The sequence below is a fragment of the Streptomyces sp. ITFR-21 genome (genome assembly GCF_031844685.1).
Classification (GTDB): domain Bacteria; phylum Actinomycetota; class Actinomycetes; order Streptomycetales; family Streptomycetaceae; genus Actinacidiphila.
In genome coordinates, this window is record NZ_CP134605.1 from 1127861 (window position 1) to 1144190 (window position 16330).

Sequence of the window (16330 nt, forward strand, 5' to 3'; positions counted from 1 at the left end):
TCAGGGGGCGTCGAGGTCGCACGCCGCGGCTAATCGAGGAGGAAAACTGCCATGCGGCCAGTCTACTGGGGTGTGGCAAGCACGTTCCGCACACCCGGTCGACGGCGCCCTGACGCCCGGTCCGACGCGGAGCGACGGCCGTCTCAGGCCTCCCCGGTGTGCACCTGGAACGCCGCCCGGCGCATCGCCTTGGCCACCGCGGGGTCGGGGTGGGCCGCCGCGAGGGCGACCAGGACCTGCACGGTGCGCGGGTGGCCGGCGTTGCGGACCTCCTCCAGCAGGCCGGGGACCGAGCCCTGCACGGCCGTCTCCAGATGGCTCACCAGCAGGTGGTCCTCACCGTGGTCGGCGACGGCGGCGGCGGTGTCCACCCACAGCCAGGTGGCCTCCTCGCGGGTGAGCAGCCCGGTGGCGTCGTCGGGGTCGCTGCCGTCGAGTTCGGCGAGCCACAGCACCGCGTACGGCCGCAGCACCGGCTCGTCCACCACGGCGCGCACCACGGCCTCGGCCGGGTCGCCGACCACACGCAGCGCCTCGAAGGCCAGGCCGCGCAGCAGGGCGTCGTCGCCGCGGGCGGTGTCCAGCAGTTCGGCGACGGCCGGACCGACCGGGCGGGCCGCCAGCCAGGCGCGGTACTCGGCGCGGGCCGGTCCGGGGGACAGGCCCGCGCAGGCGCGCAGCATCGTCTCGGCGGACTGCTCCATGTGGCCGGCCGGCCCTTGGGCGGCCACGCAGATCTGCTCCAGCTTGACCCAGACCGCCCAGCTGCCCAGCTCGGTCAGTGCCACCTCGTCCGGGCGGCGCGGGTCGCGCGGGCGCAGCGCCCCGACCAGGCCGACGGCGTCCAGCGTCCACTCCAGCAGCGCGGGCAGCGGGTCGTGCGCGCCGTCGGTGGGCGGTTCGTGCCGCTCGGAGCGCAGTTCGGCGACGCGCTGGCGCAGCAGGTCCAGCAGGGTGTCGATCGGCACCGGCCCGTTGGACAGGTGCAGGAAGGACAGCAGCTGCGGCGCGGCCTCGATGACTTCGGCGACCAGCGAGGGGTCGGGGCCCGGCTGCGCCCCGGCGGGGCCGGGCAGGAAGGGGTGGGCCAGCGACCAGGCGTCGAAGAGCGCGACCCAGCCCCGGAGCACCGCCGTGTCGTCGTTGTCCCACGCGCGCAGCCGCCAGCCGGGGCGGGCGGCGCCGCCGTGCAGTTCGATCAGGCCGGCCAGCCGGGCGCGGTCCCACGCGGCACGGATCTGGCCCGGTGTCAGGTCGAGTGCCCGCGCCCCCTCCTTGAGGGTCTCGTCGTCGAGTATCCCGGTCGGGCCCGCGGTGCCGGGACCGGTGCCGGCCCAGCGGGCGAGCCGGACGGCGTCGGCGAGCTCCGCTCGGGCGAGCCGGGCGAGGTCGGGGACCGAGGGCGTGCCCTCGGGCGGGCGCGGAGGTCTGGGCCTGCGCGTCGTGGCGGTCCGGCGGGCGGCGGTGAGCGGCCGGCGGGGGACGATGCGGAGCGGAGTGTCTCGCGGGCTACGGGACGTCACTGGAGCAGTCTCGCCGCTCAGGGCCCGGAATCCCAAACGGGACCGCTCCGTCCCGCAAAGGTCGCTCACATGAGCGGGGTCAGGAAGCGGCGCAGGGTCTCCTCGTAACCGTCGGGGTCGACGTTCCACATGGCGGCGTGCGGGGCGCCGGGGACGGTGTGCAGAGTGACGAGTTCGGGGCGCCGCGCGGCGAGCCACCGGGTGGCGTCCCAGGAGGCGAAGGTGTCGTCGGGCCCGTGGACGAGGAGGGTGGGCACGGTCAGCCGGTCGGGGTCGGCGGCCTCGTCGACCCGGGCCGCGCGCAGTCCGGCGCGGCCCTCGGCGGCGCGCACCGCGAGCGGGGTGAGCACGGCGGGCAGCCGGTGCCGGGCGACCGCGGCCCGTAGCGTCGCGCGCAGGTCGAGCACCGGGGAGTCCAGTACGAGTCCGGCCACCCGGTCGCGTGCGGCCGACTGCTGGAGGGCGCGCAGCGCCATGGTGGCGCCGGTCGACCAGCCGTAGAGGACGATCCGGGCGGCGCCGTGGGCGGCCGCGTGGCGGATCGCCGCGTCCAGGTCGGCCCACTCGGTGTCGCCGAGGTGGCCGAGCCGGTCCGGGGAGGCGGGGGCGCCGGGGTCGTTGCGGTAGGAGGGGACGAGTACGGGGAAGCCGAGGCGGTGCAGGGTGGGCAGCAGGTTCAGGGTGTCCTCGCGGGTGGCGCCGACGCCGTGCACGGCGATCACCCAGGTGTCACGGGCGGCGGGCACGAACCAAGCGGGCAGCGGGCCGAGTTCGCCCGCCACGGCGAGTTCCTCGTACTCCAGTGCCAGCGCGCTGCCCGGATCACCGGTATAGACCTGTGGCGTCACCCGGACGAAGGAGTCGACACCGAGCGCGCCCTTGTCCACCCGCAGCAGCCGGCGGGTGACGGTACGGCTGTCCCCGTCCACCACCCGGCCGACGGTGGCGTGCACGCCGACGCCGGCCAGACCGTACACACCGGGCCGGGCGGACTCCTCGGTGCGGCCGAGCACGACCTGGTCGCGGGTCAGCCCGCGGACCCGGACCAGACCGCCGGGCGCGGGCCCGGCGACCGAGGGCTTGAGGGCGAAGGCGGAACCGTACCGGCCCGCCGCCAGCGCGGCGGTACCGGCACCCACCAGGGCGGTGGCGGCCACGGCGACCGCGATTCGTAGGCGCATCCGTCCCAGTGTGGGCGGTCGGCGGCGGCCCTGCCAGGGGGCGGCGGCAGTCGGGTGACGCGGCCGGATCCGGGGCAGGAGGCCCTGATGGACCGTGTCCGGCGCGGCGGCGCCGGCCGGCCGGGGCAGCGGTCCGGGCAGGGCGCGGATGCGGAGTCGGGGGCCGGGCCGGGGCGGGCGGCGGCGCCGGGGGCACTCGCCGCGGATGCCGGGCGGCTCGACGCCCGTACCGGGGCCTCAGGGCCGGCCGTAGCCCTTGAGCTTCTCCGTGGCCCGGGACATGTCGCGCTGGGAGAGAGTGCGGGGGGAGCCGGTGTCGGTGGCGGACCGGGCCATCAGCCACACCCGGCACATCCACTCCAGCTGCGCGGTGTGGTCGTACGCCTGGTCGAGCGAGTCGCCGTACACCAGCGTGCCGTGGTTGCGCATCAGGCAGCCGGTGCGGTCGCGCAGCGCCCTGAGCACCGCGCGGGCGAGCTCCTCGGTGCCGTAGAGCTCGTAGCGGGCGACATGGATCTGGCCGCCCATCGCACCGGCCGCGTAGTGGATGTTGGGCAGCTTGTCCACCAGCGCGGACACGGCGGTGGCGTAGGGCGCGTGGGTGTGCACGATCGCGCGGGCCGGTGTCTCCCGGTAGACGGCCAGGTGCGTCGGGAGTTCGCTGCTGGGCCGCAGCCCACCGCGCACCTGGTGCCCGTCGAGGTCCACGGCGACCGCGTCGTCGGGGCCGAGGCGGTGGTACGGGACGCCGGTCGGGGTGATCAGCACCAGGTCGCCCACCCGGGCCGACACATTGCCCGAGGTGCCGACGACCAGGCCGTCCGCGACGCTCCGGCGGGCCGTCTCCACCACGTCCGACCAGGCTTGCTCCACCGCGTCCCGCACTGTCGGCCCCCTTGGGTCGTGGCTGTGTCCGCTGCCGCAGAGGCATTATGCGCGGTGGAACGCCGCCACCGGCCATCGCACGCCGCCCCTGGCCGCCCGGCGCCGCCGCCCGGCCCCCTCGCCACCGCCCCGCCCTCCGGTCCGCCGCCGCGGGCGGCCGTCCCGGCAGGCGGCACGATCGCCCCGGTACGTACCCGGGCACTGGGCGGCGCCCGGCGCGGACCGGGGTGTGGACCACACCACATTGCGTCCACGCAGGTCAAGGGCTGTTGACGGGTCCTGACAGGCGTGGTGAACTGCCGGAAGCCATACGGCGGCAGGAGAGGAAGTCCGGTGCGAATCCGGCGCGGTCCCGCCACTGTCACCGGGGAGTGCACTCCCAACCCCGCGTCACGGCCGACTCGTCGGCTGGAAGACCGGGAGTGCGTTGATCCGGGAGCCAGGAGACTCTCACCGCCGGTCACGTCGAACCAGGGCGCGGACCCTGAGTGAGGACTTCTGCCATGCCCGGCACGCGCGTACACCTTCCCGACCGGCCCCTCCGTCCTGTCGCCCCGGATGTGACGGCGGCCTGAACCGATGCGTACCGACCGCGTGTTCGCGTACGGCGCCACGCTCGGTTTCCTCGCCGACCTCGTCGCCGGCGACCCGCGCCGCGGCCATCCGGTCGCCGGGTTCGGGCGGCTGGCGGGAGCACTGGAGCGCCGGATGTGGCGCGACGACCGGGGCAGCGGCGCGGTGTACGCGGCGCTGTGCGCCGGGGGCGCGGTGACCGCCGCCGTGCTCGCCGGGCGCGCGGTGCGGCCGTCCGCGGCGCTGTCGGCCGGGCTGGCAGCGGCGGCCACCTGGTCGGCGCTCGGCGGCACGTCGCTGGCGCGGGAGGCGCGGGCGGTCGGCGCGGCGCTGGAGGCGGGCGATCTGGCCGCCGCGCGGGCCCGGCTGCCGCACCTGTGCGGGCGCGACCCGCAGGCGCTGGACGCGGCCGGGATCGCGCGGGCGGTGGTGGAGTCGGTCGCGGAGAACACCTCGGACGCGGTGGTGGGCGCGCTGGTGTGGGGCGCCCTCGGCGGGGTTCCCGGCGTGGTCGGCTTCCGCGCGGCCAACACCCTGGACGCCATGGTCGGCCACAGGTCCCCCCGCTTCCTGCGCTTCGGCTGGGCCGCCGCCCGGCTCGACGACGTCCTCGGCTACCCCGGCGCCCGCCTCACCGCCTGCCTGGCGGTGCTGGCCAGCGGCCACCCCCGCTCGGCCGCGCGCACCTGGCGCCGCGACGCGGCGGCCCACCCCAGCCCCAACGCGGGCCCCGTGGAAGCGGCCTTCGCCGGCGCGCTGCGGCTGCGCCTGGGCGGCACCCTGTCCTACGCGGGCCGTACCGAGCACCGCCCGCTGCTCGGCGCGCAGTACCCGCCGCCGTCGGCCGCCGACATCCCCCGCGCGATCCGGCTGTCCCGGCGGGTCGGCGCGCTCGCGCTCGCGGTCTCGGTCGCCGCCTCGGCGGCCGGCGTCCGGTCGCCGAGGCGGCGCGGCGCGGGGCGGCCGGGCGCGGTGGCCGCGGGCGGGACGAGAGCGGGCGCGGTGGCCGCGGGCGGGACGGGGGCGGCGGCGGCAGCCGGCAGGGCGGCCGCGGGTCCGCGGCCCGCCGGGCGGCGGGCGGCGCGGTGAAGGGGCTGCTGGTCGCCGGGACGACGAGCGACGCGGGCAAGAGCGTGCTGACCGCGGGGCTGTGCCGGTTCCTGGTGCGCCGCGGGGTGCGGGTCGCCCCGTTCAAGGGGCAGAACATGTCGCTGAACTCCTTCGTGACCAGGGACGGCGCCGAGATCGGCCGGGCGCAGGCGATGCAGGCGCGGGCGGCCCTGGTGGAGCCGACGGCGCTGATGAACCCGGTGCTGCTGAAGCCGGGCAGCGACCGGAGCAGCCAGGTGATCGTGCTGGGCAAGGCGGTCGGCGAGCTGAGCGCCCGCGGCTACCACGGCGGCCGGCAGCGGGAGTTGCTGGACACCGTGATGGGCTGCCTGGAAGAGCTGGGGGCGCGCTACGACGCGGTGATCTGCGAGGGCGCCGGCAGTCCGGCCGAGATCAACCTGCGCCGCACCGACATCGTGAACATGGCCGTGGCCCGCCGGGCGGCCCTGCCGACCCTGGTCGTCGGCGACATCGACCGCGGCGGCGTCTTCGCCTCCTTCTTCGGCACCACCGCCCTGCTCTCCGCCGAGGACCAGGCGCTGATCTGCGGTTACGTCGTGAACAAGTTCCGCGGCGACCCGGCCCTGCTGCAACCGGGGCTGGACATGCTGCGCGGCCTCACCGGCCGCCCGACGCTCGGTGTGCTGCCGTACACCCACGGCCTCGGCATCGACGAGGAGGACGGGCTGCGGGTTTCGCCGCGCGGCGCGGTCCGCGGGACGGCGGTCGGCGCGCCGTACGGCGCCGAGGTACTGCGGGTCGCGGTCGCCGCCGTCCCGCTGCTGTCCAACTTCACCGACGCGGACGCGCTCGCCGCCGAACCGGGCGTCGTCGTCCGGTTCGTGGACCGCCCGGACGAACTGGCGGACGCCGACCTGGTGGTGCTGCCCGGCACCCGCGGCACGGTCCGCGCGCTGGAGTGGCTGCGCGACCGCGGGCTGGCGGACGCCGTCGCGGAGCGGGCCGCGCGGGGCCGCCCGGTGCTGGGGATCTGCGGCGGCTTCCAGATGCTCGCCGAGAGCATCGAGGACGACGTGGAGTCGGGAGCCGGTACGGTCCCGGGCCTCGGGCTGCTGCCGGTCCGGGTGCGGTTCGCCGCCGGCAAGACGCTGGCCCGCCCGGAGGGGACCGGGTACGGCGAGCCGGTGGCGGGCTACGAGATCCACCACGGCGTGGCCGAACTGCTGGGCGGCGGCGAGGAGTTCCCGGGTGGCTGCCGGGCCGGCGCGGTCTGGGGCACCCACTGGCACGGCGCGCTGGAGAGCGACGGCTTCCGCCGGGCGTTCCTGCGGGAGGTGGCAGCGGCGGCCGGGCGCCGGTTCGTGCCCGCGCCGGACACCGTGTTCGAGGCGTTGCGGGAGGCGCAGTTGGACCGGCTCGGCGATCTGGTCGAGGAGCACATGGACACCGCCGCACTGCTGCGGCTCATCGAGGACGGCGCGCCCGCCGGCCTCCCCTTCATCGCACCGGGGGCACCGTGACCACCGTTTTGCTGCTGTCCACCGCCGACACCGACCTGCTGGCCGCCCGCGCGGCCGGCGCCGCCGACACCGGGGCCGGCATCGCCTACCGGATCGGCAACCCGTCCCGGGTGGACCCGGACACCGCGCTGCCCGCGCTGCTGGAGGGCGCCGACCTGGCCGTCGTACGGCTGCTCGGCGGGCGCCGCGCCTGGGAGCGCGGCCTCGACGTGCTCGCCGCGTCGGGGGTGCCGACGGTGCTGCTGGGCGGCGAGTCGGTGCCGGACGCGGAGCTGATGGCGCTGTCGACGGTCCCGGCCGGGGTCGTCGCGCAGGCGCTGCGCTACCTGGTCGAGGGCGGCCCCGGCAACCTCGCCGAACTCGCCCGGTTCCTGTCCGACACCGTGCTGATGAGCGGCGAGGGCTTCGAACCGCCGCACCCCATGCCGGAGTTCGGTGTCCACGGCGTCCCCGGCCGGGACGCCGGCCGGCCGACGGTCGCGGTGCTCTTCTACCGGGCGCACCAGCTGTCGGGGAACACCGGCTTCGTGGACACGCTGTGCGGGGCGATCGAGGCGAAGGGCGCCAACGCGCTCGCGGTGTACTGCGGTTCGCTGCGCGGCGCGGACGCCGGACTGTACGAGCTGCTGGGCCGGGCCGACGCGATCGTGACGACGGTACTGGCCGCGGGCGGCACCGTGGCGTCGCGGGCGAGCGCGGGCGGCGACGACGAGGCGTGGGACATCGGCGCGCTCGCCGACCTGGACGTGCCCGTCGTGCAGGGGCTGTGCCTGACCTCCTCGCGGGCGGCCTGGCAGCAGTCGGACGCCGCGCTGTCCCCGATGGACGCGGCGATGCAGGTGGCGATCCCGGAGTTCGACGGGCGGCTGATCAGCGTGCCGTTCTCCTTCAAGGAGACCGGTGAGGGCGATGTGCCGGTGTACGTGGCCGACCCGGAACGGGCCGCGCGGGTGGCGGGCATCGCGGTGCGGCACGCCGCGCTGAAGCACAAGCCGAACGCGGACAAGAAGCTGGCGCTGGTCTTCACCGCGTACCCGACCAAGCACTCCCGGGTCGGCAACGCGGTCGGCCTCGACACCCCCGCCTCGGCGGTGGGGCTGCTGCACGCGCTGCGCGAGGCGGGCTACGCCACCGGTGAGTTCCCGGGCGACGGCGACGAGCTGATCCACCGGCTGATCGCGGCCGGCGGCCACGACGTGGAGTGGCTCACCGAGGAGCAGCTGGCCAGCGCCCCGGCGCGGGTGCCGCTGGCGGACTACCGGCGCTGGTTCGGCACGCTGGACGAGAGGCTGCGAACCGGGATGCTGGAGCACTGGGGCGAGCCGCCCGGTTCGCTCTACGTGGACGGCGACGACATCGTGCTGGCGTCGCTGCGGTTCGGCAACGTGGTGGTCATGATCCAGCCGCCGCGCGGCTTCGGCGAGAACCCGATCGCGATCTACCACAACCCCGACATGCCGCCCTCGCACCACTACCTGGCCGCGTACCGCTGGCTGGAGCACACCTTCGGCGCGGACGCGATCGTCCACCTCGGCAAGCACGGCACCATGGAGTGGCTGCCGGGCAAGGGCCTCGGCCTGTCCGCGGGCTGCGCGCCGGACGCCGTCCTCGGCGAACTGCCGCTGGTCTACCCGTTCATCGTCAACGACCCCGGCGAGGGCACCCAGGCCAAGCGCCGCGGCCACGCCACCGTCGTGGACCACCTGGTGCCGCCGATGGCCCGCGCCGACTCCTACGGCGACCTGGCCAAACTCGAACAGCTCCTCGACGAGTACGCCCTGGTGAACGACCTCGACCCGGCGAAGGCGCCGGCGATCCGCAGCCGGATCTGGACGCTGGTGCGGGCCGCCGAGCTCCACCACGACCTGCACGTGGAGGACCAGCCCGGGGAGGACGACTTCAACGACTTCGTGCTGCACGTCGACGGCTGGCTGTGCGAGATCAAGGACGTCCAGATCAGGGACGGCCTGCACATCCTCGGCGACGGGCCGGTCGGCGGGCCGCGGGTCAACCTGGTGCTGGCGGTGCTGCGTTCGGCCCAGGTGTGGGGCGGTGTCGGGGCCGCGCTGCCCGGCCTGCGGGCCGCGCTCGCCGAGCACTTCGGGCTGGTGGAGAAGGAGTTGCTGGCCGAGCCGGGCGCGCCGGCCGCCGTCCCGGCCGCGCTGGCCGGCCTCGCGGACGGCCCGGCCCGTACCGCCTCCGACGCCGTGGACCTGCTGGAGCGGCTCGCCCGGCGGCTCGCCGAGGCGATGGAGGCCCGCGGCTGGGCGCCCGGCACGGCCGCGGAGGTGGTGTACGACGCCCTCGGCGGCCGGGACGTGCCGGACGCGGTACGGGTGCTGGAGTTCGCCGCGGCCGAACTCGTACCGCGCCTGGCCCGTACCACCGACGAGATCGCGCACATCCTGCGGGCGCTGCGCGGCGGCTACGTCCCCGCCGGGCCCTCCGGCTCCCCCACCCGCGGCCTGGTCAACGTGCTGCCCACCGGCCGCAACTTCTACTCCGTCGACCCCAAGGCCGTTCCCTCCCGGCTCGCCTGGGACGTGGGGACCGCGCTGGCGGACTCGCTGCTGGCCCGGCACCTGGCCGACACCGGCGCGTACCCGAAGTCCGTCGGCCTGACCGTGTGGGGCACGTCCTGCATGCGCACCCAGGGCGACGACATCGCGGAGATCCTCGCCCTGCTGGGCTGCCGCCCGGTGTGGGACGACGCGTCCCGGCGCGTCACCGGCTTCGAGGTGGTCCCGGCGCGGGAGCTCGGCCGGCCGCGGATCGACGTCACCGTGCGGATCTCCGGCTTCTTCCGGGACGCCTTCCCGCATGTGGTCGCCCTGGTGGACGACGCGGTACGGGCGGTCGCCGAACTCGACGAACCCGCCGACACCAACTACGTACGCGCCCACGCCGACGAGGACACCGCCGCCCACGGCGACCGCCGCCGCGCCACCGCCCGCGTCTTCGGCTCCAAGCCGGGCGCGTACGGGGCGGGCCTGCTGCCGCTGATCGACGCCCGCAACTGGCGCTCCGACGCGGACCTCGCCGAGGTCTACGCGGTCTGGGGCGGCTACGCCTACGGCCGCGGCCTGGACGGGCGGGCGGCGCGCGGCGACATGGAGGCGGCGTTCCGGCGGATCCAGGTGGCGGCGAAGAACGTGGACACCCGCGAGCACGACATCGCCGACGCCGACGACTACTTCCAGTACCACGGCGGCATGGTGGCGATGGTCCGGCACCTCACCGGGACCTCGCCGGAGGCGTACGTCGGCGACAGCGCCCTGACCGACCAGGTCAGGACGCGCACCCTCGGGGAGGAGACGCACCGGGTCTTCCGGGCGCGGGTGGTCAACCCGCGCTGGATGGCGGCGATGCGGCGGCACGGCTACAAGGGCGCCTTCGAGATGGCGGCGACCGTCGACTACCTCTTCGGCTACGACGCCACCGCGGGGGTGGTGGACGACTGGATGTACGAGAGACTCGCCTCCGAGTACGTCTTCGACGCGGCCAACCAGGAGTTTATGAAGCGGTCCAACCCGTGGGCGCTGCGGGGGATCTCCGAGCGGCTGCTGGAGGCGGCGGACCGCGGGCTGTGGGCGGCGCCGGACCCGAAGACGCTGGACCGGCTGCGCGCGACCTATCTCGCCCTCGAGGGTGACCTGGAGGGCGACGCATGAGGCCGGCCGCCGTCGCCGGCGGGTCCCGCGCCGCCGGCCGCGGGACCCCGGCCGGGGTCCCCCGCCCCGGCCGCCGGGCGGAACGTCCGTCCGCCAACCGTCCGTTCACCGGTCGTGGGCCCTGGCGCCGCACGGCGGAAGGCGAGGCCCGACCGTGACTACCGCGTACCCGTTCAGCGCCCTGGTGGGCCAGGAGGAGCTGCGGCTGGCGCTGCTGCTGAACGCCGTGAGCCCCGCGGTGGGCGGCGTGCTGGTCCGCGGCGAGAAGGGCACCGCCAAGTCCACCGCCGTCAGGGCGCTCACCTCGCTGCTGCCGGAGGTGGCCGTCCTGCCGGGGTGCCGGTTCAGCTGCGACCCGGCGGCGCCGGACCCCGACTGCCCGGACGGCCCGCACGACCCGTCGGCGCGGGGCTCGCGGCGGCCGGCGCGGATGGTCGAGCTGCCCGTGGGCGCCTCCGAGGACCGGCTTGTGGGCGCGCTGGACATCGAGAGGGCACTCGCCGAGGGCGTGAAGGCCTTCGAGCCGGGGCTGTTGGCGGCGGCACACCGCGGCATCCTCTACGTGGACGAGGTGAACCTCCTCCACGACCATCTCGTCGACTCCATCCTGGACGCGGCCGCGATGGGCGCCAGTCACGTCGAGCGGGAAGGCGTCTCCGTCCGGCACGCCGCCCGCTTCCTGCTGGTCGGCACGATGAACCCCGAAGAGGGCGAGCTGCGCCCGCAGTTGCTGGACCGGTTCGGGCTGACCGTGGAGGTGGCCGCGTCCAGGGACATCGACGAGCGGGTGGCGGTGGTACGCCGCAGGCTGGCCTACGACGCCGACCCGGCCGGTTTCGCGGTGCGTTGGGCGGACGGGGAGGAGGCGCTGCGGGAACGGATCGCGGCCGCCCGGCGGCTGCTGCCGGACGTGCGGCTCGGCGACGGCGCGCTGCGCCAGATCGCCGCGACCTGCGCCGCGTTCGAGGTGGACGGGATGCGGGCCGACATCGTGATGGCCCGTGCCGCCACCGCACTGGCCGCGTGGGCGGGGCGGACGGTCGTGCTGGCCGAGGACGTCCGGCAGGCCGCGCTGCTGGCACTGCCGCACCGGCGCCGCCGCAACCCCTTCGACGCGCCGGGCCTGGACGAGGACAAGCTGGACGAGACGCTGGAGCGGGAGCGCGGCGCGGGCGGCGGCGACGGGCCGGACCCCGACGGCCCCGACGATCCGGATGATCCGGATGATCCGGACGGCCCGGACGGCCCGGACGGCGGTGGCCGGCCCCCGCAGGACGGCCCGCGCGCCGACGGCGGGCCGGACGGGGCGCGGCCGCCGTCACCGGCGGACGGACCCGGCGCGACAGCGGACCCGGGAGCGGCCGCGGAGCCGGCGGCAGAGGCGGCCGGCAGCGCACCGGCCGCCGGAGCCGGCCCGGACCGCGAGCCGGACGGCGGCCCGCCGCTCGGCGCCGGCGGCGGACCGCGGCCGGCCGCCGCGGCCGGGGAGCCGTACCGGACGACGCCGCTGACCGTGCCCGGCCTGGGCGAGGGCGCGGCGGGCCGCCGGTCGCGGGCCCGCAGCGCGCACGGCAGGACCACCGGGGCGCGACGCCCGCGGGGGGCCCTCGGCAGGCTGCACCTGGCGGCGACGGTACAGGCTGCGGCCCCGCACCAGCGGGCACGCGGGCGCCGGGGCCCCGGCCTGGTGCTGCGGCGGGACGACCTGCGGCAGGCCGTGCGGGAGGGCCGCGAGGGCAACCTGGTGCTGTTCGTGGTGGACGCGTCCGGGTCGATGGCGGCGCGGCAGCGGATGGGCGCGGTGAAGGGCGCGGTGCTGTCGCTGCTGCTGGACGCCTACCAGCGGCGCGACAAGGTCGGGTTGATCACCTTCCGCGGCGGCACGGCGGAGTTGGCGCTGCCGCCGACCTCGTCGGTGGACACCGGCGCGGCGCGGCTGGCGAAGCTGCCGACCGGCGGCCGGACGCCGCTGGCCGCGGGCCTGTTGAAGGCGCACGAGGTGCTGCGGATCGAGCGGCTGCGGGACGCCTCACGGCGCCCGCTGCTGGTCGTGGTGACCGACGGCCGGGCCACCGGCGGACCCGAGCCGGTGGCTCTCGCGGCCCGCGCGGCACGGCTGCTGGCCGCCACCGGAACCGCCGCGGTGGTCGTGGACTGCGAGTCCGGTCCCGTCCGGCTGGGCCTGGCGGCCTCGCTGGCCGCGGAGTTGGGCGGGATCGCGGTCACGTTGAGCGAGCTCCGGGCGGACGCGGTGTCCGCTCTGGTCAAGGACGCGCGGAGGGTGGCCTGATGCCGCAGGGACAGCCGGACTCGGTGCCGGACGACGGTCTGACGACCCGGCAGCGCCGCAACCGGCCGCTGACGATCGTCCACACGGGTGCGGGCAAGGGCAAGTCGACGGCCGCGTTCGGCCTGGCGCTGCGCGCCTGGAACCAGGGCTGGCCGGTCGGGGTGTTCCAGTTCGTCAAGTCGGCGAAGTGGAGGGTGGGCGAGGAGCGGGCGCTGCGGGTGCTGGGCGCCTCCGGCGAGGGCGGCACGGTGGCCTGGCACAAGATGGGTGAGGGCTGGTCCTGGGTGCAGCGGACGCCCGAGCAGGAGGTGGACAGCGAGCAGGCCGCCCGCGAGGGCTGGGAGCAGGTCAAGCGGGATCTGGCCGCCGAGACCTACCGGCTGTACGTGCTGGACGAGTTCGCGTATCCGATGCACTGGGGATGGGTGGACACCGCCGAGGTCGTCGCGGTGCTGCGGGACCGGCCCGGCACCCAGCACGTGGTGGTCACCGGCCGCAACGCGCCCGCCGAACTGCTCGGGGCGGCGGACCTGGTCACCGAGATGGCCAAGGTCAAGCACCCCATGGACGCCGGGCAGAAGGGGCAGCGGGGGATCGAATGGTGAGCGCGGCATGGTGAGTTCCGTCCCGCGGCTGGTCATCGCCGCACCCGCCTCCGGCAGCGGCAAGACCACCGTCGCCACCGGCCTGATGGCGGCCTTCGCGGACCGCGGCCTGGCCGTCTCCCCGCACAAGGTCGGCCCGGACTACATCGACCCCGGCTACCACGCGCTGGCCACCGGCCGTCCCGGCCGCAACCTCGACCCCTACCTCTGCGGCCCGGAGGCGATCGCCCCGCTGTTCCTGCACGGTGCGGCGGGCTGCGCACTGGCCGTCGTGGAAGGGGTGATGGGGCTCTTCGACGGCGCGTCGGGGCACGGCGAGCTGGCCTCCACCGCGCAGGTCGCCAAGCTGCTGCGCGCCCCCGTCGTGCTCGTCGTGGACGCCTCCGCCCAGGCCCGCTCGGTGGCCGCCCTCGTCCACGGCTTCGCCTCCTGGGACCCCGGGGTCCGGCTGGCGGGCGTCGTGCTCAACAAGGTCGGCTCCGCCCGGCACGAGGACGTCCTGCGGTCCGCGCTGGAGGAGACCGGCGTCCCCGTCCTCGGCGCCCTGCACCGCGACGCCGGGCTGCACGTGCCCTCCCGGCACCTCGGCCTGGTCCCGGCGGCCGAACGGTCCGCCGGGGCCCTGGAGTGGGTCCGCGCCGCGGCGGCGCGGGTCGGCGCGGCCTGCGACCTCGACGCGCTGTGGGCCCTGGCCCGCTCGGCCCCGCCGCTGGACGAGCGGCCGTGGGACCCCGTTGCCGCACAGGGGGCGGCGGTTTCCGCGGCGTCCTCCGCGCACGCGCCGGCCGGCCGTACGCCTCCCGCCGGCGCCCCCGCCCGCCCGTTCCCCGCGGCGGCGCAGTCCCCGGCCGCGCGCAACGCCCGCCCCCGGCGGGCCGGGCGCCGCGCCCCCGTGGTCGCCGTCGCGGCCGGCCCGGCGTTCAGCTTCGGCTACCCCGAGCAGGCCGAACTCCTCGCCGCCGCCGGAGCGGAGCTCGCCGTGTTCGACCCGCTCGCCGACGAGGTCCTCCCGGCGGGCACCGCGGGCGTGGTGCTGGGCGGCGGCTTCCCCGAGGCGTACGCCGCCGAACTGTCCGCCAACGCCCGGCTGCGCAAGGAGGTCGCCGCCTTCGCGGGCCCGGTCGCCGCCGAGTGCGCGGGCCTGCTCTACCTGGCCCGGGAGCTGGACGGCGTCCCGATGTGCGGGGTGCTGGACGCCACCGCCGCCATGACCGACCGCCTCACCCTCGGCTACCGCGAGGCCGTCGCGCTGGGCGACAGCGTGCTGGCGGCGGCCGGCACCCGGCTGCGCGGCCACGAGTTCCACCGCACGACGGTGACGCCGGCCGCCGGCCCGCGCCCCGCGTGGGGTCTCACCCGTCCCGGACGCCGTGCCGAGGGCTTCGCGGAGAAGAACGTGCATGCCTCGTATCTGCATGTGCACTGGGCCGCCGAGCCGTCCCTGGCCCGGCGCTTCGTCGAGAGGTGTGCCGGATGGCCATGCGACTGACCGGGGTCGGCGTCGGGCCCGGCGACCCGGAGCTGGTGACGGTGAAGGGTGTCAACGCGCTGCGGGCCGCGGGCGCCGTCGTGGTGCCCGTCATGGACACCGGCGAGCTCGGCCGCGCCGAGGCGACCGTACGCCACTACGTGCCCGAATCCCGGATCGTGCGGGTGGTGTTCGCGCTGAACGAGCGCACCGACCGGGCCCGCCGGGCCGCCGCGTGGGACGCGGCGGGTGCGCGGGTCGCCGAACTGCTGCGCGCGCACGGCACGGTGGCGTTCGCCACGATCGGGGACCCCAACGTGTACTCGACGTTCACCTATCTCGCCGCGACGGTGGGCGGGCTCCTGGGCGGCGGCGGGCAGCTGGCGGTGGCGACGGTGCCGGGCATCACCGCGATGCAGGATTTGGCGGCCCGCAGCGGCGCCGTACTGGCGGAGGGCACCGAGCCGTTGACGCTGGTGCCGGTCACCGCGGGGGCCGACGTGCTCAAGGACGCGCTGGAGGGTCCCGGCACGGTCGTGGCGTACAAGTTCGGCCGGCTGGCGGCGCAGGTCGCGGCGGCGCTGCGGGCGACCGGGCGGATCGAGGGGGCGGTGTGGGGCAGTTCGCTGGGGCTGCCGGCGGAGTCGATCCGTCCGGCGGCCGAGCTGCCGGACGGGCCGCTGCCGTATCTGTCGACGCTGATCGCGCCCGCCCGGCGGGACGGCGGCCGGGGAGGGAAGCTGTGAGCGGCAGGGTGACGGTGGTGGGCGCGGGGCCGGGCGCGGCGGACCTGCTGACGTTCCGGGCGGCGCGGGCCATCGCGGACGCGGACGTGGTGATCTGGGCGGCGAGCCTGGTGCAGGCCGAGGTGCTCCGGCACGCCCGGCGGGACGCGGAGGTGCTGGACTCGGCGGTGATGTCGCTGGAGGACGTGGTCGCGGTCTACCGGCGGGCCCGGGACGAGGACCTGCGGGTGGCCAGGATCCACTCCGGCGATCCCGCGCTGTGGGGCGGTACCCAGGAGCAGGTCGACCGGTGCGCGGCGCTCGGCATCGAGGTGGAGATCGTGCCCGGGGTGTCGTCGTTCTCCGCGGCGGCGGCGCTGGCCGGGCGGGAGCTGACGATCCCGGAGGTCGCCCAGTCGGTGGTCCTGACCCGGCTGGGCGGCGGGAAGACGCCGATGCCGCCCGGCGAGGAGGTGCGGGAGTTCGCCCGGCACGGGACGACGATGGCGGTGTTCCTGTCCGCGGCCCGGTCCGGGCAGCTGGCCGCGGAGCTGCTGGAGGGCGGCTACCCGGCGGACACCCCGGCGCTGATCGCCCATCAGGTGACGTGGCCGGAGGAGCTGCTGCTGCGCTGCACGGTCGGCACGCTCGAAGAGACCGTCAAGGCGCACAAGCTGTGGAAGCACACGCTGTTCCTGGTGGGCCCGGCGCTGTCGGCGTCCGGGACCCGCTCGCACCTGTACCACCCGGGCCACTTCCACGGTTTCCGGCGGGCCGACCCGGCCGCGCGCCGCGAGCTGCGCGGTCCTCGTGGCTGA

The 16330-nt window shown here is 76.5% G+C and carries 11 protein-coding genes and 1 riboswitch; of the genes, 8 read left to right on the forward strand and 3 right to left on the reverse strand.

The genetic code is table 11. From position 1 onward, the window contains the following. Positions 1–143 precede the first annotated feature (143 nt). The 3 genes from RLT57_RS05100 to RLT57_RS05110 all read right to left on the reverse strand — a co-directional run bounded on the left by RLT57_RS05100 (position 144) and on the right by RLT57_RS05110 (position 3589). Positions 144–1523 (reverse strand): hypothetical protein, encoded by a 1380-nt coding sequence (locus RLT57_RS05100; protein WP_311296159.1) that lies wholly within the window; start codon positions 1521–1523, stop codon positions 144–146. Positions 1524–1588: 65 nt separating this feature from the next. Further along, positions 1589–2704 (reverse strand): alpha/beta hydrolase, encoded by a 1116-nt coding sequence (locus RLT57_RS05105; protein ID WP_311296160.1) that lies wholly within the window; start codon positions 2702–2704, stop codon positions 1589–1591. Between the two features lie 237 nt (positions 2705–2941). Further along, positions 2942–3589 carry a class II aldolase/adducin family protein gene (locus RLT57_RS05110; protein WP_399128064.1) on the reverse strand — a complete coding sequence of 216 codons (648 nt, stop codon included), beginning with the start codon at positions 3587–3589 and terminating at the stop codon, positions 2942–2944. Positions 3590–3861: 272 nt separating this feature from the next. Next, positions 3862–4059, forward strand: a riboswitch (cobalamin riboswitch). A gap of 109 nt (positions 4060–4168) precedes the next feature. On the opposite strand from RLT57_RS05110, the gene RLT57_RS05115 reads away from it, so the two are divergent. The 8 genes from RLT57_RS05115 to cobM all read left to right on the forward strand — a co-directional run bounded on the left by RLT57_RS05115 (position 4169) and on the right by cobM (position 16330). Then, positions 4169–5251, forward strand: coding sequence for a cobalamin biosynthesis protein (locus RLT57_RS05115; protein ID WP_311296162.1), 1083 nt, complete (start codon positions 4169–4171; stop codon positions 5249–5251). Then, on the forward strand, positions 5248–6753 hold the full coding sequence (locus tag RLT57_RS05120) for a cobyric acid synthase (RefSeq protein WP_311296163.1): 1506 nt from the start codon (positions 5248–5250) through the stop codon (positions 6751–6753). The genes RLT57_RS05115 and RLT57_RS05120 overlap by 4 nt, the downstream gene beginning before the upstream one ends. Beyond that, on the forward strand, positions 6750–10424 hold the full coding sequence (cobN, locus tag RLT57_RS05125; RefSeq protein WP_311296164.1) for a cobaltochelatase subunit CobN: 3675 nt from the start codon (positions 6750–6752) through the stop codon (positions 10422–10424). Before RLT57_RS05120 ends, cobN begins: the two co-directional genes overlap by 4 nt. Before the next feature lie 154 nt (positions 10425–10578). Then, the gene (locus RLT57_RS05130; protein WP_311296165.1) at positions 10579–12714 is read left to right on the forward strand and encodes a putative cobaltochelatase; all 2136 of its coding nucleotides are present in this window, start codon (positions 10579–10581) and stop codon (positions 12712–12714) included. After that, positions 12714–13319 carry a cob(I)yrinic acid a,c-diamide adenosyltransferase gene (gene cobO, locus RLT57_RS05135; RefSeq protein WP_311296166.1) on the forward strand — a complete coding sequence of 202 codons (606 nt, stop codon included), beginning with the start codon at positions 12714–12716 and terminating at the stop codon, positions 13317–13319. The genes RLT57_RS05130 and cobO overlap by 1 nt, the downstream gene beginning before the upstream one ends. Positions 13320–13326: 7 nt before the next feature. Further along, a complete protein-coding gene (locus RLT57_RS05140; RefSeq protein ID WP_311296167.1) occupies positions 13327–14808 on the forward strand; it encodes a cobyrinate a,c-diamide synthase in 1482 nt (493 codons plus the stop codon). After that, entirely contained in the window at positions 14793–15533 is a 741-nt protein-coding gene (gene cobI, locus RLT57_RS05145) for a precorrin-2 C(20)-methyltransferase (RefSeq protein WP_311296168.1), read from the forward strand. Before RLT57_RS05140 ends, cobI begins: the two co-directional genes overlap by 16 nt. Then, on the forward strand, positions 15530–16330 hold the full coding sequence (gene cobM / locus RLT57_RS05150) for a precorrin-4 C(11)-methyltransferase (protein ID WP_311296169.1): 801 nt from the start codon (positions 15530–15532) through the stop codon (positions 16328–16330). The genes cobI and cobM overlap by 4 nt, the downstream gene beginning before the upstream one ends.